At 39.6% G+C, this 21,307-nt stretch carries 21 protein-coding genes and 1 pseudogene; 11 read left to right on the plus strand and 11 right to left on the minus strand.

The annotated features are described in order from the left end of the window. Positions 1–113: 113 nt before the first annotated feature. Positions 114–1,538: an NADP-dependent isocitrate dehydrogenase gene (locus V6C71_03390; GenBank protein ID HEY9767535.1), complete on the minus strand. Its 1,425-nt coding sequence runs from the start codon at positions 1,536–1,538 to the stop codon at positions 114–116. Positions 1,539–1,752: 214 nt separating this feature from the next. Between V6C71_03390 and V6C71_03395 the strand changes: the two genes are divergently transcribed. The 4 genes from V6C71_03395 (at position 1,753) to V6C71_03410 (ending at position 7,294) form a co-directional block, all read left to right on the plus strand. After that, positions 1,753–2,469, plus strand: coding sequence for a response regulator transcription factor (locus V6C71_03395; protein ID HEY9767536.1), 717 nt, complete (start codon positions 1,753–1,755; stop codon positions 2,467–2,469). 214 nt (positions 2,470–2,683) lie between these two features. After that, positions 2,684–3,373 (plus strand): GUN4 N-terminal ARM-like repeat domain-containing protein, encoded by a 690-nt coding sequence (locus V6C71_03400; GenBank protein HEY9767537.1) that lies wholly within the window; start codon positions 2,684–2,686, stop codon positions 3,371–3,373. Between the two features lie 840 nt (positions 3,374–4,213). Then, on the plus strand, positions 4,214–5,818 hold the full coding sequence (locus V6C71_03405; protein HEY9767538.1) for a GAF domain-containing sensor histidine kinase: 1,605 nt from the start codon (positions 4,214–4,216) through the stop codon (positions 5,816–5,818). 123 nt (positions 5,819–5,941) lie between these two features. After that, positions 5,942–7,294 (plus strand): IctB family putative bicarbonate transporter, encoded by a 1,353-nt coding sequence (locus V6C71_03410; protein ID HEY9767539.1) that lies wholly within the window; start codon positions 5,942–5,944, stop codon positions 7,292–7,294. Positions 7,295–7,398: 104 nt separating this feature from the next. On the opposite strand, the gene smpB is transcribed toward V6C71_03410, so the two are convergent. The 5 genes from smpB to V6C71_03435 form a co-directional block, all read right to left on the minus strand. Next, positions 7,399–7,866 carry an SsrA-binding protein SmpB gene (gene smpB, locus V6C71_03415; protein ID HEY9767540.1) on the minus strand — a complete coding sequence of 156 codons (468 nt, stop codon included), beginning with the start codon at positions 7,864–7,866 and terminating at the stop codon, positions 7,399–7,401. 195 nt (positions 7,867–8,061) lie between these two features. Further along, complete coding sequence (locus V6C71_03420) at positions 8,062–9,465, minus strand: ferredoxin:protochlorophyllide reductase (ATP-dependent) subunit N (protein HEY9767541.1); 1,404 nt, start codon at positions 9,463–9,465, stop codon at positions 8,062–8,064. Positions 9,466–9,624: 159 nt separating this feature from the next. Further along, positions 9,625–10,491: a ferredoxin:protochlorophyllide reductase (ATP-dependent) iron-sulfur ATP-binding protein gene (gene bchL, locus V6C71_03425; protein HEY9767542.1), complete on the minus strand. Its 867-nt coding sequence runs from the start codon at positions 10,489–10,491 to the stop codon at positions 9,625–9,627. Between the two features lie 613 nt (positions 10,492–11,104). Continuing rightward, on the minus strand, positions 11,105–11,758 hold the full coding sequence (locus V6C71_03430) for a response regulator transcription factor (GenBank protein ID HEY9767543.1): 654 nt from the start codon (positions 11,756–11,758) through the stop codon (positions 11,105–11,107). 29 nt (positions 11,759–11,787) lie between these two features. Further along, a complete protein-coding gene (locus V6C71_03435; GenBank protein HEY9767544.1) occupies positions 11,788–13,056 on the minus strand; it encodes a sensor histidine kinase in 1,269 nt (422 codons plus the stop codon). Positions 13,057–13,213: 157 nt separating this feature from the next. On the opposite strand from V6C71_03435, the gene V6C71_03440 reads away from it, so the two are divergent. Beyond that, positions 13,214–13,687, plus strand: coding sequence for a Spy/CpxP family protein refolding chaperone (locus tag V6C71_03440; protein HEY9767545.1), 474 nt, complete (start codon positions 13,214–13,216; stop codon positions 13,685–13,687). Positions 13,688–14,019: 332 nt separating this feature from the next. After that, on the plus strand, positions 14,020–15,261 hold the full coding sequence (locus V6C71_03445; protein HEY9767546.1) for an NAD(P)/FAD-dependent oxidoreductase: 1,242 nt from the start codon (positions 14,020–14,022) through the stop codon (positions 15,259–15,261). A gap of 39 nt (positions 15,262–15,300) precedes the next feature. Here V6C71_03445 and V6C71_03450 read toward each other — a convergent pair whose 3' ends face one another. Together V6C71_03450 and V6C71_03455 are read right to left on the minus strand one after the other, a co-directional pair. Then, a complete protein-coding gene (locus V6C71_03450; protein HEY9767547.1) occupies positions 15,301–15,597 on the minus strand; it encodes a DUF3288 family protein in 297 nt (98 codons plus the stop codon). Between the two features lie 86 nt (positions 15,598–15,683). Then, complete coding sequence (locus V6C71_03455; GenBank protein HEY9767548.1) at positions 15,684–15,938, minus strand: hypothetical protein; 255 nt, start codon at positions 15,936–15,938, stop codon at positions 15,684–15,686. A 172-nt stretch (positions 15,939–16,110) separates the two neighbouring features. Between V6C71_03455 and V6C71_03460 the strand changes: the two genes are divergently transcribed. The 4 genes and pseudogenes from V6C71_03460 (at position 16,111) to V6C71_03475 (ending at position 18,158) form a co-directional block, all read left to right on the plus strand. Next, positions 16,111–16,350, plus strand: coding sequence for a hypothetical protein (locus tag V6C71_03460; GenBank protein ID HEY9767549.1), 240 nt, complete (start codon positions 16,111–16,113; stop codon positions 16,348–16,350). 16 nt (positions 16,351–16,366) lie between these two features. Further along, positions 16,367–17,128: pseudogene (locus V6C71_03465) on the plus strand (POTRA domain-containing protein). 95 nt (positions 17,129–17,223) lie between these two features. Continuing rightward, positions 17,224–17,808 (plus strand): ShlB/FhaC/HecB family hemolysin secretion/activation protein, encoded by a 585-nt coding sequence (locus V6C71_03470; GenBank protein ID HEY9767550.1) that lies wholly within the window; start codon positions 17,224–17,226, stop codon positions 17,806–17,808. Between the two features lie 56 nt (positions 17,809–17,864). Beyond that, a complete protein-coding gene (locus V6C71_03475; protein ID HEY9767551.1) occupies positions 17,865–18,158 on the plus strand; it encodes a hypothetical protein in 294 nt (97 codons plus the stop codon). A gap of 65 nt (positions 18,159–18,223) precedes the next feature. Here the strand turns inward: V6C71_03475 and V6C71_03480 are convergent, their stop codons facing one another. Together V6C71_03480 and V6C71_03485 are read right to left on the minus strand one after the other, a co-directional pair. Continuing rightward, positions 18,224–18,514, minus strand: coding sequence for a TMEM165/GDT1 family protein (locus tag V6C71_03480; protein HEY9767552.1), 291 nt, complete (start codon positions 18,512–18,514; stop codon positions 18,224–18,226). A gap of 30 nt (positions 18,515–18,544) precedes the next feature. Next, positions 18,545–18,937: a TMEM165/GDT1 family protein gene (locus V6C71_03485; GenBank protein HEY9767553.1), complete on the minus strand. Its 393-nt coding sequence runs from the start codon at positions 18,935–18,937 to the stop codon at positions 18,545–18,547. A 124-nt stretch (positions 18,938–19,061) separates the two neighbouring features. Here V6C71_03485 and V6C71_03490 point away from each other — a divergent pair, with 124 nt between their 5' ends. After that, a complete protein-coding gene (locus tag V6C71_03490) occupies positions 19,062–20,036 on the plus strand; it encodes a serine hydrolase (GenBank protein ID HEY9767554.1) in 975 nt (324 codons plus the stop codon). A 28-nt stretch (positions 20,037–20,064) separates the two neighbouring features. Here V6C71_03490 and V6C71_03495 read toward each other — a convergent pair whose 3' ends face one another. Continuing rightward, entirely contained in the window at positions 20,065–21,279 is a 1,215-nt protein-coding gene (locus V6C71_03495; protein HEY9767555.1) for a sulfite exporter TauE/SafE family protein, read from the minus strand. Positions 21,280–21,307 lie beyond the last annotated feature (28 nt).

Genomic DNA, 21,307 nt, shown 5'->3' on the forward strand with positions numbered 1-21,307 from the left:
CAACATTATTTTACTCAAGTCTGATAGCCGAAAACAAATTTGCCCGCTCAGCAATGTCATGTCTTAAGGCAAAATTTTCGCTTCGTAGCCAACCAATTTGGTGCTGCTTGAGATCAACTGAAGTATTTGACGATCGCATTGGCAAACTCGGAACATTTTAAGGGAGGATCTACGGGAGGATCCATTAGCCTAGCTAAATCATAAGTAACTTCGCGATTAGCGATCGCCTTGGCTAAACCTACTTGAATTAAATCCGCAGCTTCTTGCCAGCCCATAAACTCTAGCATCATTACCCCTGAAAGAATCACCGAGCCTGGATTGATTCGATCTAACCCTGCGTGTTTGGGTGCTGTCCCATGGGTAGCCTCAAAGATAGCGCAGGTATCTCCAATATTGGCTCCAGGACTCATCCCCAAGCCTCCAACAATGGCAGCAGCAGCATCTGAGAGATAATCGCCATTTAAATTCATGGTTGCCAAAATTGAATATTCGTCGGGGCGAGTTTGAATCTGCTGAAAAATACTGTCGGCAATGCGATCGTTAACCATCACCTTATTTTTCCATTTACCTTCACCATGAGTATCCCAAATATCGTCTAGAACTTCTTTGACCTCTTGGCAAATTGTGGCTTTTTTTTCCGGTGTTAAAGCATCGTATCCAGGTTCAATCTGACGGGCATTTTCTTCAATACTTAGTTCAGCATTAACTTCTTTGTTGCTCAGTATCCAAGATTCTCTCTCGGTGATACATTCAGCTCGAAATTCGCTCTTTGCCAATTCGTAACCCCAATCACGAAAAGCACCTTCGGTATATTTCATAATGTTACCTTTGTGTACCAAAGTCACCTGCTGTTTAGCTGGGGGAAGCGTCAATGCTCGTTGAATCGCTTTTCTGACTAATCGTTGAGAACCAGTTTTGCTAATTGGTTTAATGCCAATTCCCGAATCGAGAGGAATTTGTTTTTTGCCGTGTTCTGGAGTATTAGGTATCAACTCCTGGTTAAGCAGTTCGATCAGCTTCTTGCCAATCTCATCTCCCTGTTTCCATTCAATTCCCAGGTAGATATCTTCGGTATTTTCGCGATAGACAATCACCTCTAGTTTTTCAGGATATTTATGAGGCGAAGGTGTTCCCTGATAGTACCGACAAGGACGCACACAGGCATAAAGCTGAAATATTTGGCGTAGAGCTACATTGAGGGACCGAATTCCGCCACCGATAGGAGTAGTCAAAGGACCTTTTATTGCCACTCCGTATTCTTCAATCGCATCCAAGGTGTCTTGAGGCAGATACTGATAAGTACCATATTTATCACAGGCTTCGTCTCCTGCATATACTTTAAACCAATTGATTTTACGCCGATCTCCATAGGCAGTTTGCACCGCAGCATCGATTACTGTTTCTGTTGCCGGCCAAATATCAACCCCAGTACCATCTCCACGAATAAAGGGAATAATTGGATTGTCGGGAACGACAGGCTTGCCGTCTTGGAAAGTGATTTTGTCGCCAATAGTGGGGGGGGTAAGTTTTTTGTACATAAAACTCTGGTCAAGAACAAACTGAATATAGCTACAGTACAATTAAATTGTCTTGACTTGACAGTAACAGAATTATTTACCTCATATTTGCTCAGCTCAAACCATAAAATGAATCTTAAATAATTTTTAAGTAATGTCTAATGGCAAAATAAGAGATAGATGTAAGTATAAAGCAATAAAAATAGCTTACTTTGAGTTACTTTAATAATACGTAATGAAAAAAATCTTGGTGGTAGATGACGACTTAACTTTACGCAAAATTTTGCAAAATTCTTTGGAACAAAGAGGATATCAGGTAATTTCGGTAGGTTCGAGTAAAGAGGCGTTGACTAAGTTTAGTCAAGATATTCCAGATATTATTGTGTCCGATGTTTCTATGCCAGAAATGGATGGATTTGAATTTTGTCGCCAATTGAGATCGCAACCATCAGGCAAATTGGTTCCTTTTATTTTTCTCTCAGCCAAGAACAAACTAGACGATCGCATTCAGGGACGTACTATTGGTGGAGATAGCTATTTGACCAAGCCTTTTGAAATGAAAGAGTTAATCGCTGATATTGAGGCTTTAATCGAGCGATCGCGACGCGTTCACGCAGAAATAGTTCACCTAATCGAGCAACTGGTCAATTCTCAAGCTAAAAGCACTGCGGTACAAATTAAAGATACTACAGAACCGCCAGCGGAAATGGTTGTCCCAACTACCGCTGCAAGGTCGAGTTCTGCACCCAAACCTTTACCGCTAACACCCGCAGAAAAAAGAGTTTTTTGGGAAACTATCCAGGGTTATACTAATAAACAGATTAGCGAACGTCTATTTATCAGCCCTAGAACTGTTCAAACTCATTTAAGTAATATTTTGAGCAAGCTTAACTTAAGTAACCGCACTCAGTTAGTACGTTTTGCTTATGAGCAAGGATATGAAAAAGCGTAGTTAAACTAAACGAGCTAATACAAGTAATAACCAACCTACTTATTAGCTGAAAGAGAATTTTAAATTGAAGCACGATTTGAAGCAAAGCTTCAAGCCAAACCATGATAGTATTTGCATAAATCACATTTGAGTACAAACACTTAGTCAGAGATTACTCCGTGTAATCTGCGATTGTTGGTAAAAGTTGCAAATACCCGCTGTAGGAAAAGATCGTATGGAAGATATTAGCGGTAAAAACCATTTAATATACTCAGAATCTGAGAAAAATCAATTGAAAATCGTTTCACAATTATTAGACGAAGGTGAAACTGGCTTAAACATTCTCATGGACTGGATGGTTTCTCAAAAAAACCAATCTGGTAATTTAGCTTTGGGCAAAACATATCAAGCTCTTTATCAAGATCGAAGTCCTCAAATTCAAAAGTTTTTAGCCGACAACTATCCTCATGGTGTTGTGCCATTAGTATCCTCAGGTGGCATTGATTATCAGCCTTTACAGCAATTGCTAGCACAGCAAGATTTTCAGGGAGCTGATGTTGTAACTTTGCAAAAAATGTGTGAGCTAGCTGGGACAGCAGCTATTGAACGAAAATGGATTTATTTTACAGAAGTGGTAAGTTTTCCTATTGTAGATTTACAAACCTTAGATCGGCTATGGCTGATGTCTTCTGAAGGCAAGTTTGGCTTTTCAGTGCAAAGGCGAATTTGGTTGTCCCTCGGCAAAGATTTTGCCAAACTGTGGCACAAAATTGACTGGAAATCTGGTAATACTTGGACTCGCTATCCTAAAGAATTTATTTGGGATTTGACTGCTCCTCAAGGTCATTTACCCTTATCTAACCAGTTAAGAGGAGTGAGAGTTATTGACGCCATTTTTACTCATCCAGCCTGGAACGATGATTAATCAAGGATAATCTTGCTTAAACGCAAATTGTTTTTGACTAATGAATCATTGACCAACGGTCCGTGCCGTCTCCGTCGTTTTACACCAAACTATGCGGTGCAAGCACCCCAATGCGATGGGTGCGACACGAAGTTGGTCTATTACGGATAAGCTTCGAGACCGAAGGGCGGAGTGCGGTTTATCCGTGAATCCGCGATTGGCATATCATGCACGGGCAAGCGGCGGAGTAATCTGTGACTGTAGTAATAACTAAAATATTAAATCTTCAAAAAGTTTTCTGCCTAAAGCACTATTATTTTAAGAATTTCTGCTTAAAATGTTCGTTCGGATTGTTTTTCGGGAACTTTAAAACTAGCAAACTTGAAAACTGGCAAATTCTCTTTGATTAAATTTAGACAAGAATTTAGCGGGTGAAGTTTGAAGCTCTAAAACTATAGAGTCGTTTTTGATAAAACTATCAGGCTATGAACAATTTTTTAGATTTCTTACTCTTGCAATTTCTGGACTTACGGCATTTGTGGACACCCAAATTAATAGTAAATTTTGAGGTAAAGCAAAATAATGTTTGGCATAATGCTGTAGATAAATTTAAATATGTGAAATTAACTATGCTATGTTCGCCTAAGTTCTGTTCTAAATTGATTCAGATTTTTAGCAGCAAAGTATGTTTAATCTAACGGCTAATTACTTTGCCTTCCAGGCAGATCTTTGTCTTGCGACAACTGACGAAAAGATCGAGAGACTAGCTGCATCCTGTGTGAGCAAATCAGCTTTTGGTCAGGACAACAGGGCTTGCCATAGCCTTGGATCGACATACAATAACTCTTATTAAAAAATTTAGTGATACAAGTGCAAGCAGTAGATTTAGGGTTACCAGTCAACAATATGACTAAACCGCAAAACCAACTTTTTTGCCGTTTGGATGGTTTAACTTCTTTGGCCAGAAGAGAACAAAGACTGAAAACTCTGAGCAATTTAGGTTTATTAGTTTCAGAAGCAGTTCCTATCTTTGAAGAAACTACTCAAAAAGCTTCTACTTTTTCTGGTGCGCCAATTAGCATTCTGGGTTTGGTAATCAAAGACGAACTATGGTTTAAGTCAGCAGTAGGTTTATCGACCATTGGCTTGACGAATCAGCTAGCTGCTCAAAGAAAAATATCTCTTGATGAGTCTTTTAGTACTTATGTCATTGATAGTCAGCAGCCGTTAATTATCGATAATACTTTGAGCAATGCGGTTTTTGCTGACAGCATTTTGGCACAGCATTATGGCATCAAAACTTATTTAGGAGTTCCTTTAATTAGCTCATCTGGTGTGTGTATTGGAACTCTAGAGGTGATGGATTGGATCGAGAGAAAGTTTAATGATCGAGATATAGATCATCTAGCTCTACTAGCTCGCTGGTGTCTAGGAGAATTTGAACGCAATCAGCTGCTCAAAACTCAACCAGAGCAATTAATTGGCAGTTTGGAACAACCATCACAATGGCAAAAAGTCAACAGTTTGGTTTGGCCGTCCGATCGCAATTTAGATATGTCAACCGAAGCAGCCTTGAGCAATAAATTAGCTGTAGGACATCAAGCTGTCATAGCTACGGCAAATACTGCAACCAACCCAATCAAAATTAAGTTACTTTCACAGCTAACTCAAGAATTGAGGACGCCTTTAACTTCGGTGATTGGGATGGCAAGCGTACTGCATCGGGAAGTTTATGGTCCTCTAACTATCAAACAAAGAGAATATTTAGAAATCATCCACGATAGCGGTCAAAACCTGATTACTTTAGTAGATGAAATTGTTAGTCTGGGAGTCTTAAGTGACCAAAGTTCGGACATCAATTTGACTACTGTGGATATTGAAATGCTCTGTCAGCAGGTAATTAACAGCCTAACAGACGTAGCTAAACAGCATCAACAAGAATTGTGTCTTTCGATTGAGCCAGGAAGTAGAATTTGGTCTTTAGATAAGGAAAAAATTCGTCAAGCTCTCTACTATCTAATTATTAGCGTTTTAGAGATGTCTGAAGCTGGAGGAGAAGTCAAGATTCATGTTTCTAAACGCAATCAAACACTGAATATTGCCGTTGGTATTTCTCATCCTTGGTTGGGGGATGATTTTAGTGAGGCAAAACTTCACTCTCAGGCTGTGACTCAAGCTTTGAGCTTTAATCAAGGTAATTCTAATAACCGTTTTAATTTGGGAGTCAATGACATTGCCTTTAGCAATCATCAATTATTAACTTCTTCAGCTTTGATGATGGTGATTAATGACGATCGCACGCTGGATAAAAATACTAATAAAATTCCCCGTGATATTTTGGGATTACTATTTTGCTGTCATTTGACTGAACTACACGAGGGGAGAGTAGTAGTCCAAGTTTCTGCTAGTTCTAGTTATCGCTACCTGTTGCAGTTTCCCCAAGTAGAATTGGTGCATAATAGTTGAAATTGTTCGTCATGAAGATCTAGTTAGTCTAATTCTAGATTCGGCGTTGTACCTGGTTTAGGATGTTAATGTTAAATTTGAAATTTAATCATTTTATCCATGAAATCGTCTTGGTCAACTATTATGCTTTCAAAGCCACTATTGTATCAGTGGCAAAAAGGCAGTTATCTTTATCGATTTGCTGGTAGATTATCTAACTGGCGACAGTCGAGTTGGCTGTTTCAATGGTCTGAGGCAATTGGAGCTTGTTTAATTAGCCTCGTTTTTTTGTTCGCTCCTTTTGTTTCTACTTCGTTAATTGGAGTGTTGTTAATTGCAGTAGCTGCCTTCTGGATTTTAACTACAGCCACGGCATCCAAAAGATTAGTAATTACTCCAGTCCATGTTTTAGTTTTTTTCTACTGGTGTATTGCCACGATCGCTACAGCTTTTTCACCAGTTAAAGCGGCAGCTTTGAACGGCTGGGTAACTTTGACTCTGTATTTGATTTTATTCTCCTTCGCTGCTCAAATATTGCGATCGCCCAAATTATGTAACTGGATTCTGACTAGCTTTCTTTTAATTGCCTTAGTCGTTAGTGCTTACGGTATCCGCCAAGAGTTTTTTGGCGTACAGCAATTAGCAACCTGGAACGATCCTAAGTCGGTTTTGGCTAACGATACTAGAGTTTATAGCTATTTAGGAAATCCTAATTTATTGGGGGGTTACTTATTACCGGCGATCGCCTTGAGCATAGCTGCGATATTTGTCTGGCGTGGCTGGATTCAAAAAACCCTGGCGGTAATTATGGCAGGGACAAATTCAGCTTGTTTGTACTTCACAGATAGTCGAGGTGCTTGGTTAGCGATGGTGGTGCTGGTGGGAGTGCTGCTATTACTGTTTTATTTTTGGTGGCGAGAATATTTACCTCGTTTTTGGCAAGTTTGGTTATTACCCCTGGTATTTGGCTCTTTAGCGGGACTGTTTTTAGTAGCATTTATCTCCTTAGAGCCTTTAAGAATCAGGATCTTAAGCATCTTTGCTGGCAGGGAAGACAGCAGTAATAACTTTCGGATTAACGTTTGGTCAGCCTGTTTTAAGATCATTAAAGACTATCCTCTAATTGGAATTGGTCCAGGAAACGATGCTTTCAACCAAATTTATCCGCGTTATATGGATTCGCGCTACCCTGCACTCAGCGCTTATTCAGTATACCTAGAACATATTGTAGAAATGGGATACTTGGGCTTGGGTTGCTTTGTGTGGCTTTTGGCAGCTACCTTTACTCATGGGATACGCCAATTAGTTCGTTTACGCTCCGCTAAAAATAAACGAGGTATTTATTTAATTGCGGCGATCGCTGCTACAGCTAGTCTTGCTTTCCATGGCTTTGTGGATACGGTATGGTATCGTCCCCAAATTAATACGATCTGGTGGTTAATTTTAGCCATTATTGCTAGCTTTTATGATGATCTTGAGAGAGAAGTATCTCCCTAGATAGAAAATTTGTTGATTGGGGGACTAGGTATTAGGAACTGGGATTAAGTATTAAAAATAACTAACTAATAGCTAGTAACAAATAACCAGTAATCAGTAATTATCTAATCCCGCTTCATTGCTCTTGCTATAGCTCGCTGATCGTCGCGTTTTTTGACTGTTTCGCGCTTGTCGTGTAGTTTTTTACCTTTGCCTAAACCGATCGCCACTTTAACTCTGCCGCTTTTAAAATACATTTTAAGAGGAACGAGGGTTAAACCTTTTTGCTCAGTCTGCCCGATAAGTTTGCTAATTTCTTTGCGGTGCAGCAATAGTTTACGAATTCGCAGCGGTTCATGGTTAAAATGGCTTCCTCCTGCTTGATACGGGGATATATGCACATTACTTAACCAAGCTTCATCATTCTTGATAAAAGCATAGCCATCTCGGAGATTGACTTTACCAGCACGAATCGATTTGACTTCTGTGCCAACTAATTCAATTCCTGCTTCGTAAGTTTCAAGTATTTCGTAAAGATAACGAGCCTGACGATTATCACTAACTATTTTGGTACCTGCTGTTTTTTCCGCCATTCTTATATTTTTGAGACTTGCTGAGAACTTCTCAGTATATCATTCGGCTTTGGAAGCAAATTCTATATTGTACAATTTTTCTTGACAATTTGATTGTCTTAATTACAGTCATTTTAACTTGTTATTTAGTGACCAGAAGCTAAAAAAGGGTTTAGCATCACTAAACCCTGATCATGAAATATTTGAATTATGTTTTTAAATCTTAGCTTCTTCTTTGACTAATTTTTCCCAACCTAATTCTTTCAAATTATTATTGCGACGCATCGGACGAGTAGCCAACTCTAAAATATCGCGGGCATTAGTAAAGCCGTGAATTTGGGCAAAGGTAAATTCCACTGACCATTTAGTATTAATTCCCCTAGCTTCTAAGGGGTTGGCGTGTGCCATACCAGTGATGACTAAATCGGGTTTTTGTGCGTAGATGCGTTGGATTTGATTGTAGTTGTCTGGTTTTTCGACAATGGTGGGAATAGGGACAGCCATTTCCTTGCAGGTTTTTTCTAGTAAATCTAGTTCTGCTTTTTGATAGCGTTTGTCCATGTAGGGAATACCGATTTCTTGACAGGTCATCCCGCAACGGATTAAGAAACGTGCGAGGGAAACTTCTAAGAGGTTATCACCCATAAAGAAGACAGACTTACCACGAATCAATTTGATATAGTCCTCCAGGCTTGACCAAATCTTAGCTTCTCTTTCTTCCAGTCCTTGAGGCTCAATATTAAAAACAGAACAAATTTTTTCAATCCAAGCACGAGTCCCATCAGGTCCAATAGGGAAGGGTGCGCCAATGAGTTTGGTTTTACGGCGACGCATCAGGGTAGTAGCGGTACGACTTAGGAAAGGATTAACTCCTGCTGTGTAGTAACCTTCTTCAATTACAGGTAGTTCTGTAAAGCGTTTGGAGGGTAGCCAGCCTGATACTTTTACCCCTTGCTTTTTAAGTTCTAAAGTTAGGTTAGTTACAACAGGATCGGGTAATGAACCAAATAAAACTAAGGGAGGATGGTCTTTATATTCTGATTCCTCTTGGGTAACTTCTTCTTTTTTACGTCCGAAGTTCATTAATTTGGAAATAGCATTGCGTTCTTCTTTTTCTGCTTCCGCTTTAGGTGCTTGTGTAGGACACTTGTGCGCCATTGAAGCTAGGACAGTATCTTCGCCTTGGGTAAAAGCATAGTCTAAACCGTTAGCACGAGCGGTAACAATGGGAATACCGATTTCTGATTCTAGTTTGGGTGCTAAACCTTCCAAGTCCATTTTAATAATTTCGGTGGTACAAGTACCAATCCAGACAATTACAGAAGGATTGCGATCGCGTTTTATCTGTAAACACAATCTTTTTAATTCTTCATAGTCATTTAACTTAGCTGAGATATCCCCTTCTTCTAATTCCGCCATCGCATAACGAGGTTCGGCGAAAATCATTACTCCCATAGCGTTTTGCAGGAAGTAACCACAAGTTTTTGTGCCAATGACTAGAAAAAAACTATCTTCTATTTTTTGATATAGCCAGGCGACACAACTAATTGGGCAAAAAGTATGATAATTCCCAGTTTCACATTCAAAGTTTAATGCTGAAGGTTCTTGAGCAACGGTCATGTTTTGATCTCCTCTCTAACTCGATCTAAATATTGTGAATCTAAATTTTATTGTTGATGTGTCGTTTTTTATCGATAATCCCTAATGGGGACTGTTCGCGAACAGCCCCTACATCCAATCTGATAAATATTCAATGTTCAATGTTCAATGCTCAATGAATTAAACCATCATCATGTCTAATTCGTCTTCTTTGCTTTCTTCTTTACCTGCTGGAGGATTGAGATAGTAGTCAGACAATAATGAGAATAAATCTCTGTCTTGAGATTCGTTGGGAACAACTCCTTCTGGGGCAGCTAAAATCTGATCGGCAATATTGAGATAGTAATCACAAACATAAGCCAAAGAAGGATCGCTTTCGGCCATTTCAAACAGAGTTTTACCTTTGACCCGAGATACGCGAATGTCTTCAATTAAAGGTAATATTTCTAAAACAGGCATGGGTACGTGTTCAATATACTTGTCAATCAAGTCACGTTTAGAAGTACGATTACCAATTAAACCCGCCAGACGCAACGAATGGGTACGAGCTTTTTCTCTGACAGATGCAGCAATACGGTTAGCTGCAAACAAGGCATCAAAACCATTATCGGTAACAATCATGCAGTAGTCCGCATAGTTAAGGGGTGCAGCAAAACCACCACATACTACGTCACCTAAGACATCAAACAGAATAACGTCATATTCATCAAAAGCATTTAATTCTTTAAGTAGCTTGACGGTTTCTCCCACTACATAACCACCGCAACCAGCACCAGCAGGAGGGCCACCTGCTTCAACACAGCTAACGCCACCGTAGCCTTCATAAATTACATCTTCGGGCCAAATATCTTCATAGTGAAAATCTTTTTCTTGAAGAGTGTCAATAATTGTGGGAATAAGAAACCCTGTGAGGGTAAAGGTGCTGTCATGTTTAGGATCGCAGCCAATTTGTAATACTTTTTTGCCTCTTTTGGCTAAAGCTGCGGAAATGTTGCAGCTAGTTGTGGACTTACCGATTCCACCTTTGCCATAAACTGCTAATCTAATTTGTCCCACGTTGCTTTTCTCCCCTGCGTTTAAATATGAAAATTTATCTAAGATTGAATGAGTGCTGACGCTTGCTCTAGTTACCGCTTCACGTCTATATCTGCAATTATGAGCCAATTGACTAAGAAAATAAAGGGGGTTTAGGTTTACAAATAGGCAATATTTAAAGCATTGGCTACTATATTTGTTTTTGGACTAAAAAAATCATTTTTTTACTTACTAAGACACTTAAATGAGTTTAGATAATTTTTTAAGCTTGCATATTTAATAAATAAGAACAAAAGACAAATATAAATTTTGCTGAGTGAAGCAAAAACTTATCCTCGAAGTTATAGACTATGTGGCGTTGGCAAGTTGAGATTGCTCAAAGCTTTATTAAATGCAGGATACGCCAACAAACAGCAAACTATAAATAACTATAAATCAAGTATAAATACCGATCGCACTGGTCAGATTATTAGCTCATTCACAGCACAAACCCAACGATTAAGAATCATGATTTTTTTTTGGTAAAGAAGAGTTAATTTTTAGTCAATCCGAGCCAAAGTGTCAACATTTATAAAGCTATGCGGTAAATACTGTCTTAGTTATCTTTTTAGTAGAGCAAATGTAGTTATTTGAAATACTTATTGGCTAAGATGGCAGCTTGAGTGCGATCGCGTAGATTAAGAGAGCGTAAGATACTATTAACGTGATTTTTCACAGTACGCTCGGCAATATATAGTTGGGCTGCAATTTCTTTATTACTGTGTCCTGTGGCGATTAATTGGAGTACTTCCTTTTCTCTGGTAGTTAATAGAGTTAATTCTGGCGGCATCAAAATTGGTTTAGCAGTTGCCGGGTATTGCTCCAGAGAAGAAGTTGCCATCGCTTTAGCAAACAACCCAGGGCCCATTTGAGTGTAACCTTGATTAACTGAGCGAATTGCCTGGGCTAACTCAGACGAAGGTGTATCTTTGAGTAAGTAGCCATCTGCACCACAAGCCATAGCTTGAGCAACATATTCGTCATCATCAAAAGTGGTCAAGACTAAAGTTTTGATGTTTGGTGCTTGTTCACGAAGTAGCCGAATTGCAGCTACTCCATCCATGATGGGCATTCTGATGTCCATCAACACTACATCAGGTTGTAAAATAAGCGCTCGCTCTACTGCCACTTGACCGTTTTGTGCTTCCCCGATGATTTCTAGATCGGGTTGAGTTTGTAGCAGGCTTGATAAACCTTCTCTAATAATGCTTTGATCGTCTACTAATAACACGCGAATCATAGTTTCAGAAAGTAAGGGAAGATTGATAACTAATAATTAGCTGAAGATAAAGGAATTTTTACTTTGATTTGACATCCTTGACCATATTTGCTGGTAATCATGAATTTACCTCTTAATATTGCCGTACGCTCTTGCATACCCTGTAAACCAAAACCAGTAGTATTATTATTTAAATCGAAACCACGGCCATTATCATCGATGGACAGCAAGATTTGTTTCTCAGTTTCTTTCAGGTGCAGCATAACTTTAGTCGCTTGACTATGTTTAGTGATGTTGGTCAATGCTTCTTGGACAATACGAAATAAGGAAATGTTAACTTCACTATTTAAGGGAGAAACTAAGCTAATCTCACTAATAATTTCTAGGTTCGTATTCGATTTAAAATCAGTAATTAGTTGTTGTATTGAGGCTAAAAGCGATCGCTCTTGATTTTGATTGTTTCTTAAGGTTGCTACTGAAGAACGAATGTTTTCTAGTGCTTCTTTGCCTAGCTGTCTGGCTTTAGCTAAATGAGTAGCTGCTACAGCGCGATCTTCAGCTAAAAACAAAGCCGTATTTTCTAATTGAATACTTTGAGCCGTTAAATAGTGACCGACTGAATCGTGAATTTCCCTAGCGATGCGATTTCTTTCTTGTAACGTTGCCTGATGCTCAATTTGGAGTGCGTATTCCCGTAAGCGACGGTGAGCTTTGACTAACTCAGATCTGCTTTTATGTTCAGCCAATACAGCACCTACCAGTAAGAGTACAAATGCCAAGACAAAAGCAAAGAGCAATGCCGAATTAAAAGTAAAGCTCAACCAAACACGGCGCAATTCTTCTGGTGGTAAACGTCGCAGAACGGGGGGTAAAGGTCTACCTAAAGGAACTCCCAAAAAACTAATTCTCATTAAAGCCATCACTTGCAAAGCCAAAAATGAACAGTAAGCCAAAATAGCAACTAAAATTCTGCCCTGCCAAGAGAACAATAAGCAAGCACGAATTACCACCACTAAGAGTAAGGCGGGAAAAACTCTCTCTCTACCAATTAAAGCGATCGCCAACCAGCTAACCATAAAGCCTATAGCGATATAAACCTGCGGCAAAAATTTATGATTTGCAGGAAGCCGTAAACCCATTACGCCTAATATAGCGATACAGCCAATTCCTGCTAAGTTAAACCACAGTAGATGAGAGATGAAATGATGACGGGGATGGGGAATGACAAAGCTAAACCCAGCGAGTAAGGCAATTCCTAATAATACCCACTCTAAGTATAAAAATAATTGGAAAGGGTGCTTGTGCCAAATATTAGCCATGCTTTTGACTTGTAATCTGCTTGATTCTGCTTTGACTTTGCAACATAGTCCTAAAGTACCAAAATAATTTGGGAGTTTAGATCGAGGTGGGTCAATATCTCAAATTTATAAGATTGAAGTAATTAATAAAGTTAAACAATTTTGGAGACGTCGATCGATGAACTGGCGCACTTTTTCCGCAGTAACCGCAGCTATGTTAATCGTACCTTGGGGTACTTATGTTGCTAGGGCAAATCCAGAAATTAGCGAAGAAAATTTAACTATGCAGCTATCTCAAATGAAACACGATAAAAGAGGCAGTAGAGGCAGAGGAATGGAACGACTCATGCAGCAACTCAATCTCACCCCCGAACAATCAGAACAAATTAAGGCGATAAAAGAACAATCAAAAACAGAAACCCAGGCGCTAATGCAGCAAATGCAAACAAGTCGCCAAGAAATGCGATCGCTTTTAGCTAGTGATTCATCTCCCGAACAGTTAAGAGATCGACATCAGGCTGTTCAAAACCTTCATCAAGAATTAGGCACTAATCGCTTTGAAACTATGCTGGAAATTAGAGAGGTATTAACTCCCGAACAACGTACTCAAATGGCGGAGTTAATCGAGCAACGTCGAGAAAAATTTAAATAATTTATTCTCATAATTTGTCGTTTGAGAATATAGTTTCAAAATTGCTATATCTTTGAAGGAAATCTATGATAATGGTTCAACTTAATACTTGAAAAAAAGCTGTGTTAGCCAAGATATTCTTTATTTCCCTTGTGGGTTTTATCACCCTATATTTGCTCAGAGGACTTGGTATGATTACATTTCTGCCAGGAGGAATTATTGCAGCGTTTTTAATGACTGCTGTAGTATCGGGTTTATCTTGGGGAATTATCAAAACAAGGCGATACTGATCGAGCTATTAGCTAATAGTTACTTGCTAAACTGTTCTTGTAGTTCGATCTGATAATAGTAATTTGAATGTAATTGTTATTGGTGGGGGTGCTGCGGGTTTTTTTGGTGCGATCGCCTGTGCCGAAGCTAATCCTAAGCTCAAGGTAACTCTAATTGAAGCTGGACGCAAACCCTTGGCTAAAGTTCGGATATCTGGTGGGGGGAGGTGTAATGTAACTCATCACTGCTTCGATCCAGGACGTTTAGTCGAATATTACCCTAGAGGCGGCAAGGCTTTGCGGGGTGCATTTACCCGCTTTCAACCCCAAGATACGGTGCAGTGGTATCAAACCCGTGGCGTAAAGTTAAAAACCGAAGCCGATGGCAGAATGTTTCCCATTACCGATAGTTCGGAAACGATTATTAATTGCCTGATGCAGTCAGCAGAGCAAGCTGGGGTTGTTTTACGTACGGGAGTTGGAGTCAAAACCGTTAAGCAATTTGTTGATGCAGAGGGAAAAAGCTATTTTCAAGTTGAATTAAAAGATGGTAAAAATATAAAGTGCGATCGCCTGTTGCTCGCAACAGGAAGTAATCCTTTAGGATATCGTTGGGCAAAGAACTTAGGTCATAAAATTGAATCTTCCGTACCGTCATTATTTACCTTTAATCTTAAAGATCCTCGGCTGCAAGATTTGGCAGGAGTCAGCGTCAGCGAGGCTCAAGTTAGGCTAGGCGCAGGCAAAAACAAGCTAGAACAAACAGGGGCATTATTAATTACTCATTGGGGAGTAAGTGGCCCAGCTATCCTCAAATTGTCCGCTTGGGGAGCGAGATTTTTATACGATCTTAAGTATGATTCCAGCTTACAAATAAATTGGTTGCCAGAATGCAATCGGGAAAGTTTAAAAGAAATATTAGCCGAGTTAAAACAAACTAATCCTCAGAAAAAGATAGTTAATTACTGTCCAGTTAAGTTGCCTAAACGCCTCTGGCAGAGTTTAGTTAGTTACGTGGGAGTTGAACATAAAGTTTGGGCGGAAATTAGCAAAAAAGAGCTAAACAAATTAGTCATCGAACTTGTTCAAGGACAATATGAAATTAAGGGTAAAGGAGTGTTTAAAGATGAATTTGTTACCTGTGGTGGAATTAGCTTAAAAGAAATCAACTTTAAAACAATGGAAAGCAAAAAATGCCCAGGACTTTATTTCGCGGGAGAAATATTAGACATCGACGGGGTAACGGGAGGGTTTAACTTCCAAAGTGCTTGGACAACATCTTGGTTAGCCGGTCAGGCGATCGCTGTTTCAGCTTCCATTTGCTAGACCTGTTTTGATTATTTATTGACTGTTCACTGATACTGATTATGTCCAATCTTGTTTTTCTCCCGTTTCAGTACGCCGATATACTGTCCCCACAGCATGAATGGCACGAGTTTTAGTATAAAGTTCATCTTCCGTTAGTTGCCAGGTATCTAAAGTCATCTGTAAATCTCGTTGAATGTCCCGCGCGCCTGGGAAGTCACGATAGCGAATGATCAGACGCGCTAATTCGACTAACTCGCGATCGCCTGGATCTGATTGCACCTTTAGCAAATGATCGACTGTAATTCGATCCTTTTGATTTTGGGGGTGCTTTTGTTCTATATTGCTGTTGGTCATAAGTTGAGAAAAGCTATTAACCGTCGGCAATTAGCCCTAAAGGATTCGCTTCGCATCACAATTAGCTCAAAAGAGAAAATTATTGACTATTTCCGAATTTTACTGCTGGTCAAAAGAGGGAGTGGTTGGCGAGATGAATCAGGAGGAAGATAATATCTTACTGGCTTGGTAGCGATCGCCTGAGATTTTTTTTCTCCCTGTCGCCAGCGCATGATCGCTCCTAGTAAAGCAATAAATAAGCCAATGGACAGTAAGCTCCCCCGTCCTCCGAGTCCTCCAATCAGAGCATCTGTTGCTCCTAAAATAAGGATAAACCCAGAAACAGGTTCTTTACGATACACCGATCTCAAAAATCTTGCGAATAAAGGATTCACTATCTTTTGCTTAGGTAAACAAGAATATTATATCTAACAAGTTATCTCACAAATTGCTTTAATTGTCAGTTTATTATAATTTTTCTCTGCTTCGATCGGCTATGATACTCTAATCTCAGAATGTAAATGCAGTCAATCGATGGGAGAAAACAGCCCATTTGCTGCTCAATTGGCGAATAAGTTCAAGTTGTCACTCAAACTAAATCAAAGTTTTTTTCAATCTTTAGTTACCGCATTTGCTAGATTTTTAGTTTGCTGCGTTATATTTGCCGCTGCTTCAGCCAAAGCCAATTCCCAAGAGTCTTTAGGCAAATTTAATCGACAAAGACTGACTCCTGAAAGTATACCTACCAGGAACAATTCTTTTAAGCCGATTTAAAATCATCAACAATCGGGTGATTCCTGAAGCTAGACTCAAACAATTACTCCAACCTTACTTGTTTCGTCCTGTTACCTTTGTCAAGCTATTAGAAGTACAGCAAGCTATCACTCAGCTATACGTCGAACAAGGTTATTTTACTTCTGGTGCTTATATTCCTCCCCAAACAATTAACAATCGCACTATCAAAATTGAAATCATTGAAGGCAAAATTGAAGAGATCGAGATTTATGGACTGAAGCAACTGCGTCGAGAGTATGTCCGTAGCCGTCTGGCGATCGCAACCAAAGCACTATTAAATCAAGAAAAATTACTCAATGCGCTACAGCTATTACAGTTAAATCCACTGATCGAAAGCATCTCGGCAGAATTATCTAAGGGAATAAATCCAGGGGAAAGCTTTCTAGAGGTAAAAATTGAAGAAGCAGATTCTTTTAGCACCGAGTTGAATCTTGATAATTATCGAACTCCTAGCGTTGGTTCGTTTAGTCGCCAAATATCTATCGGGGAGGATAATTTGTTAGGATTTGGCGATCGCTTTAATGTTTCTTATGTTATTAATGAAGGCAGCGACTCTTTGGAAGACTTAAGCTATGTTATCCCTTTGGGAGCTTATAACGGTGAAGTTAGACTAGCCTACAGCCTGAGCAACAACCAAATTATTAGCGAACCATTCCAAGACTTAGATTTAGCCAGCGAAAACGACTATTATGAGGCTACATATCGCCAGCCTTTATATCAGACACCACAGGATATTACGATTGGCGTAACTTTCAGGCGACAGAATTCACAGCTTTTATTAATGGATCGCGGCTTTCCTTTTTTAACCAGAGGCTCAGATAACCAAGGAAAAACTCAAATTCCTACCTTCGTCTGTTTCAAGAATATAGCGATCGCAGCAATGAGCATGTATTTGCAGTTCGTTCTCAGTTTAGTATTGGTATTGATGCTTTTGATGCCACAATTAATAGTAATAATGTACCTGATAGTAAGTTTTTAATTTGGCGAGGACAGGCACAATATTTAAAATGGCTAACTCCGAAAACTACTATTGTGTTGCGTTCGGATTTACAGTTAGCAGATCGTTCCCTGGTTGCTTTAGAGCAGTTTAGTTCTGGCGGTGCGTTAAGTGTTCGAGGCTATAGTCAAGAGAGGGTTTTAGGAGATAATGGCTTTTTTTTCTCGGCTGAGTTGCGTAATACCCTATGGCAAATACCCAAACGAGATCTAACCCTAGAGCTAAATCCTTTTTTTGATTTTGGTCGGGTTTGGAATTGTGATAATTTGCCCTTAGAATTAAATACCTTGCCTTCTTTGGGTTTTGGACTTCAGCTATCGGTAGGTGAAACTTTGACAACACGAATAGATTGGGGATTTCCTTTAATTGATGATGATTCAGTGGGAGATTCTTTGCAGGAAAACGGAGTTTATTTTTCAGTAAAATTTAAGCCTTTTTGAGCTAAGCCAGCTTTATTTTCGCTCGGTTATCGTGAACAAGTTAAGGATTGCTAAAAATGCGAGTAAGATTACAAGACAATATTTTATATATTGACCATGAAGATTTGCCAACCCATAAAAAAGGTGGTTCTGTAGTACGTAATAGTTATTTTTGGGCATTAAAATCGATCGCCTGTTTTACCTCTAGAGATAAAGATTGGGAATACGAGCGCGAAGTTTGGGTGGCTCTGGCTAGAATGTTAATCTCCTTTACAGAGTCTGGATACTTAGGCGATCGCGAAACATTTCTCGAATTTTCTGAAGATACTCCAATTCCCGACGAGTTACGTTCTGTTTCCAGCTACTTATAACCAAGATAAATTACTCAAAGCCTACTTGCTACTTTCCTAGCCATTTCAAGAAGGTGTAACGTCGATTATTCTTCCCCGCCGATCCATAAAATTTTTAATGCCATAGTTGCAAAGCCGATCGCAGCTAAAGATTTCAAGAGTTTTTCAGGCAAAAATTGCGCCACCGCACCTCCAGCTAAAACACCAAGCAAACTAGCCAGAATCAACGCCACTGTCGAACCGATAAATACGGCGCGGGGATTATTAGAACTACCACCCAGAGCGATCGCAGCAAGCTGGCTTTTATCGCCAATTTCCGCCAAAAAAACGGTAACAAAGCTAATTCCAATAAGTTGCCAATCTATTCCATTTAACATTTAATCTGCACCATTTAGCTTAGAGTTAGCTTAAAGATTAATTATGTCACTAATCAACCAGGCGGTAATAAATAGCAACAGGATAGCGACAGATAAGTCTAAGGTTTCGGGAGCAAGTTTTTTGGATAACCAATAGCCAATAGAAACTCCAATTAAACTAGTTGCAATTAAAGCCAAAGCTGAACCAACAAATACAATCCAAGGTGCTTGGGATTCGGCACTCATTAACAGAGTAACTAATTGAGTTTTATCTCCCATTTCTGCCAGAAAAATAGTGATAAAAGTCGAGCTAAAAACTAACCAAAAGTTATTTTGCTGCTTTGATTGAAAATTGGCTGGTGGTGCTTCAGTAATTGGTTTAAGAGATTTGCGATCGCTAGTTGCCATTAATTTGTGTGGTTCTAGTGAAATTAATACTTCCAAGTTTGATTTATCGTCGATTAATCTTTGCTATTGTCGCAAAATTTTGTCGGAAACTCCAAAGAATTAATGATTAGAGTTCTAAAGACCATCAACCAAATAGTAAGATAATGATGCTAATATTTTGATGTTTCGTTGTCCCTTTTCTCTTGTTTTTATGCCTTTCTTCCGCCAAGACGAACAGCTAGCCGAAATTGCTCATCAGATTTTACAAAGGACTAGAGAACAATTTCCGACTCTAACTAGAGATAAAATTGCTTTGACCTGGATCGTCTACGAACAACCCGTAATTGTTAACACTGGTGGGGCATTGTCTGCTGCGGAGTTTTGGCAATATCAGGTTAAAGGATTTAGTTATCGCGGAGTTGAAAGAATATATCCTGCCAGCTTAGTAAAACTGTTTTATTTGGTGGCGATACAGGAATGGTTACAGGGGGAAATGGTAACAGAGTCAACAGAATTGAATCGGGCGATTCGGGATGCCATTGTCGAATCAAGCAATGATGCTACAGGCTTACTCGTAGACGTTTTGACAGGGACTACTAGTGGTCCAGAATTACCCCTCAAGCCGTTTGAAACTTGGCAACAGCAGCGCAATATAGTTAATCGCTACTTTAAGTCTCTGGGATGGGAAGAATTGGAAAGCATTAATGTTAATCAAAAAACTTGGTGTGATGGTGCTTATGGTAGAGAAAGAGCCTTTTTAGGAGAATTAATGGACAATCGCAATATGCTAACTACTGATGCGGTTGCCAGACTATTACATAGTATTGTTGGCGGGGTTGCAGTCTCATCAGAGCGATCGCAAAAAATGATGCAGTTGCTCAAGCGTAGCCTTAATCCGACAGAATTTAGCGATCGCGAGGAGGAAAACCAAATCACTGGTTTTTTGGGCGCAAGCTTGCCCAGTAATGCTCAAATATGGTCAAAAGCTGGCTGGATGAGTCGAGTACGTCACGATGCTGCTTATATTGAACTACCCAACGTTTCACCTTATTTACTGACCGTTTTTACTGAAGGTAAGGATAACGCCCAGAATAAATCTATTTTACCGTTTATTTCTCAATCCATTGTTGAAGCAATGACAGTAATTAGTAATTAGTAATTAGTAATTAGTAAGTAATTAGTAATTAACTTTTAGGTGGAACATGGGCTTTTTGGTGACCGATGATTTTCCCAAACCAAGTCGATCTTGCTAATAAAATTAAAGCTCCTAGCAAAATAATAGCGATCGCCCTTAATTTGCTATCGAGACTTAACTGCAAGTCTCCTAAATAGTGAGAACCCAACAATACGGTATGACCGACAGCTAAAATCAAAGCAGGAACAGTTAATAGATGAATTTTGCGCCAGCGTTTACCAAATTTTTTTTGTAGGCGATCGCTACTAGTAACTGCCGCGGGAAGCATTAGAAATAAGCTCACGATTCCACCCGCCATCCCCAGACGATGTTGCGGTAACATAAAGGCGATCGCATCTAAATTCCAGTTGAGTGAATGGTCTAACATATGTGCTGTATGTGCCAGTGCCAAAACAAAAGCTCCCACTCCAACTGCCCGACGATATTGTAGGGGTGCTTGCCAAAAATTACTCAAAGGGCGTGCTGCCAAAGCCAACATCAGCAACAGCAATGCGCCATGTCCTGTATAGTCTACCATCGCATCTGTGCGTAATAGAGTCAGAACCCCAATCGCCAAAGTTACCCATCCTCCCAAACGAAATAGCTGGCTGCGCCGATCTGCGCTTACCCTGGAAGCGGATACTCCTACCCCTAACATCATCGGTGCTGTACCTAAGCCAAAACAGAACATCGTAACTGCACCAGCAAATAAACTTCCTGTTTCCACCGCCTTTAGTTGTGCTGTATACAAAAAACCACAGGGAATTAAACCCCAAACCCCACCCAGTAAAGCAGGTGTCCACCATTGCTGTTGAGTTGAAAGCTGGTTCATTCCCGAACTTAGTCGGTGATGAATTCTTCCCTGTAAAGGATGCAAAAAAGGTAAGCGGGGTAACCAATTGGGTTTTATCTGTCCTAAACTTAACCAAATCAGCAAGATCCCCGTAAAAACTGCCATAAACTGTCTTAGACTGCTGCCAATGCCTGCTAGCTGCCCACTAGCAACCACAATTGTACCTAATCCACCTAGAGCAGCACCAACCAAGGTATAGCTAAGAACTCTGCCAATATTTAAGAGAAAATGGAACTGTAATCCGCTAATTTGAGCGGGATGATTATCTTGTTGAGATAAAGCCAAAGCTACAGTTAAAGGGCCACACATACCCATACAATGACCAAAACTTCCCAAAAATCCCAAGGCAACAATAAGCAGTAAATCTAACACGGTTTTTGTTTAGCAATAACTTCCTTCT

This window comes from Coleofasciculaceae cyanobacterium (assembly GCA_036703275.1).
GTDB lineage: Bacteria > Cyanobacteriota > Cyanobacteriia > Cyanobacteriales > Xenococcaceae > Waterburya.

Bases quoted from the DNA above. Each gene is read 5' to 3' on its own strand.
- V6C71_03390 (HEY9767535.1), bottom strand. From the start codon at position 1,538: ATGTACAAAAAACTTACCCCCCCCACTATTGGCGACAAAATCACTTTC.
- V6C71_03395 (HEY9767536.1), top strand. From the start codon at position 1,753: ATGAAAAAAATCTTGGTGGTAGATGACGACTTAACTTTACGCAAAATT.
- V6C71_03400 (HEY9767537.1), top strand. From the start codon at position 2,684: ATGGAAGATATTAGCGGTAAAAACCATTTAATATACTCAGAATCTGAG.
- V6C71_03410 (HEY9767539.1), top strand. From the start codon at position 5,942: ATGCTTTCAAAGCCACTATTGTATCAGTGGCAAAAAGGCAGTTATCTT.
- smpB (HEY9767540.1), bottom strand. From the start codon at position 7,866: ATGGCGGAAAAAACAGCAGGTACCAAAATAGTTAGTGATAATCGTCAG.
- V6C71_03420 (HEY9767541.1), bottom strand. From the start codon at position 9,465: ATGACCGTTGCTCAAGAACCTTCAGCATTAAACTTTGAATGTGAAACT.
- V6C71_03430 (HEY9767543.1), bottom strand. From the start codon at position 11,758: ATGATTCGCGTGTTATTAGTAGACGATCAAAGCATTATTAGAGAAGGT.
- V6C71_03435 (HEY9767544.1), bottom strand. From the start codon at position 13,056: ATGGCTAATATTTGGCACAAGCACCCTTTCCAATTATTTTTATACTTA.
- V6C71_03440 (HEY9767545.1), top strand. From the start codon at position 13,214: ATGAACTGGCGCACTTTTTCCGCAGTAACCGCAGCTATGTTAATCGTA.
- V6C71_03450 (HEY9767547.1), bottom strand. From the start codon at position 15,597: ATGACCAACAGCAATATAGAACAAAAGCACCCCCAAAATCAAAAGGAT.
- V6C71_03460 (HEY9767549.1), top strand. From the start codon at position 16,111: ATGGGAGAAAACAGCCCATTTGCTGCTCAATTGGCGAATAAGTTCAAG.
- V6C71_03475 (HEY9767551.1), top strand. From the start codon at position 17,865: ATGCGAGTAAGATTACAAGACAATATTTTATATATTGACCATGAAGAT.
- V6C71_03480 (HEY9767552.1), bottom strand. From the start codon at position 18,514: ATGTTAAATGGAATAGATTGGCAACTTATTGGAATTAGCTTTGTTACC.
- V6C71_03490 (HEY9767554.1), top strand. From the start codon at position 19,062: ATGTTTCGTTGTCCCTTTTCTCTTGTTTTTATGCCTTTCTTCCGCCAA.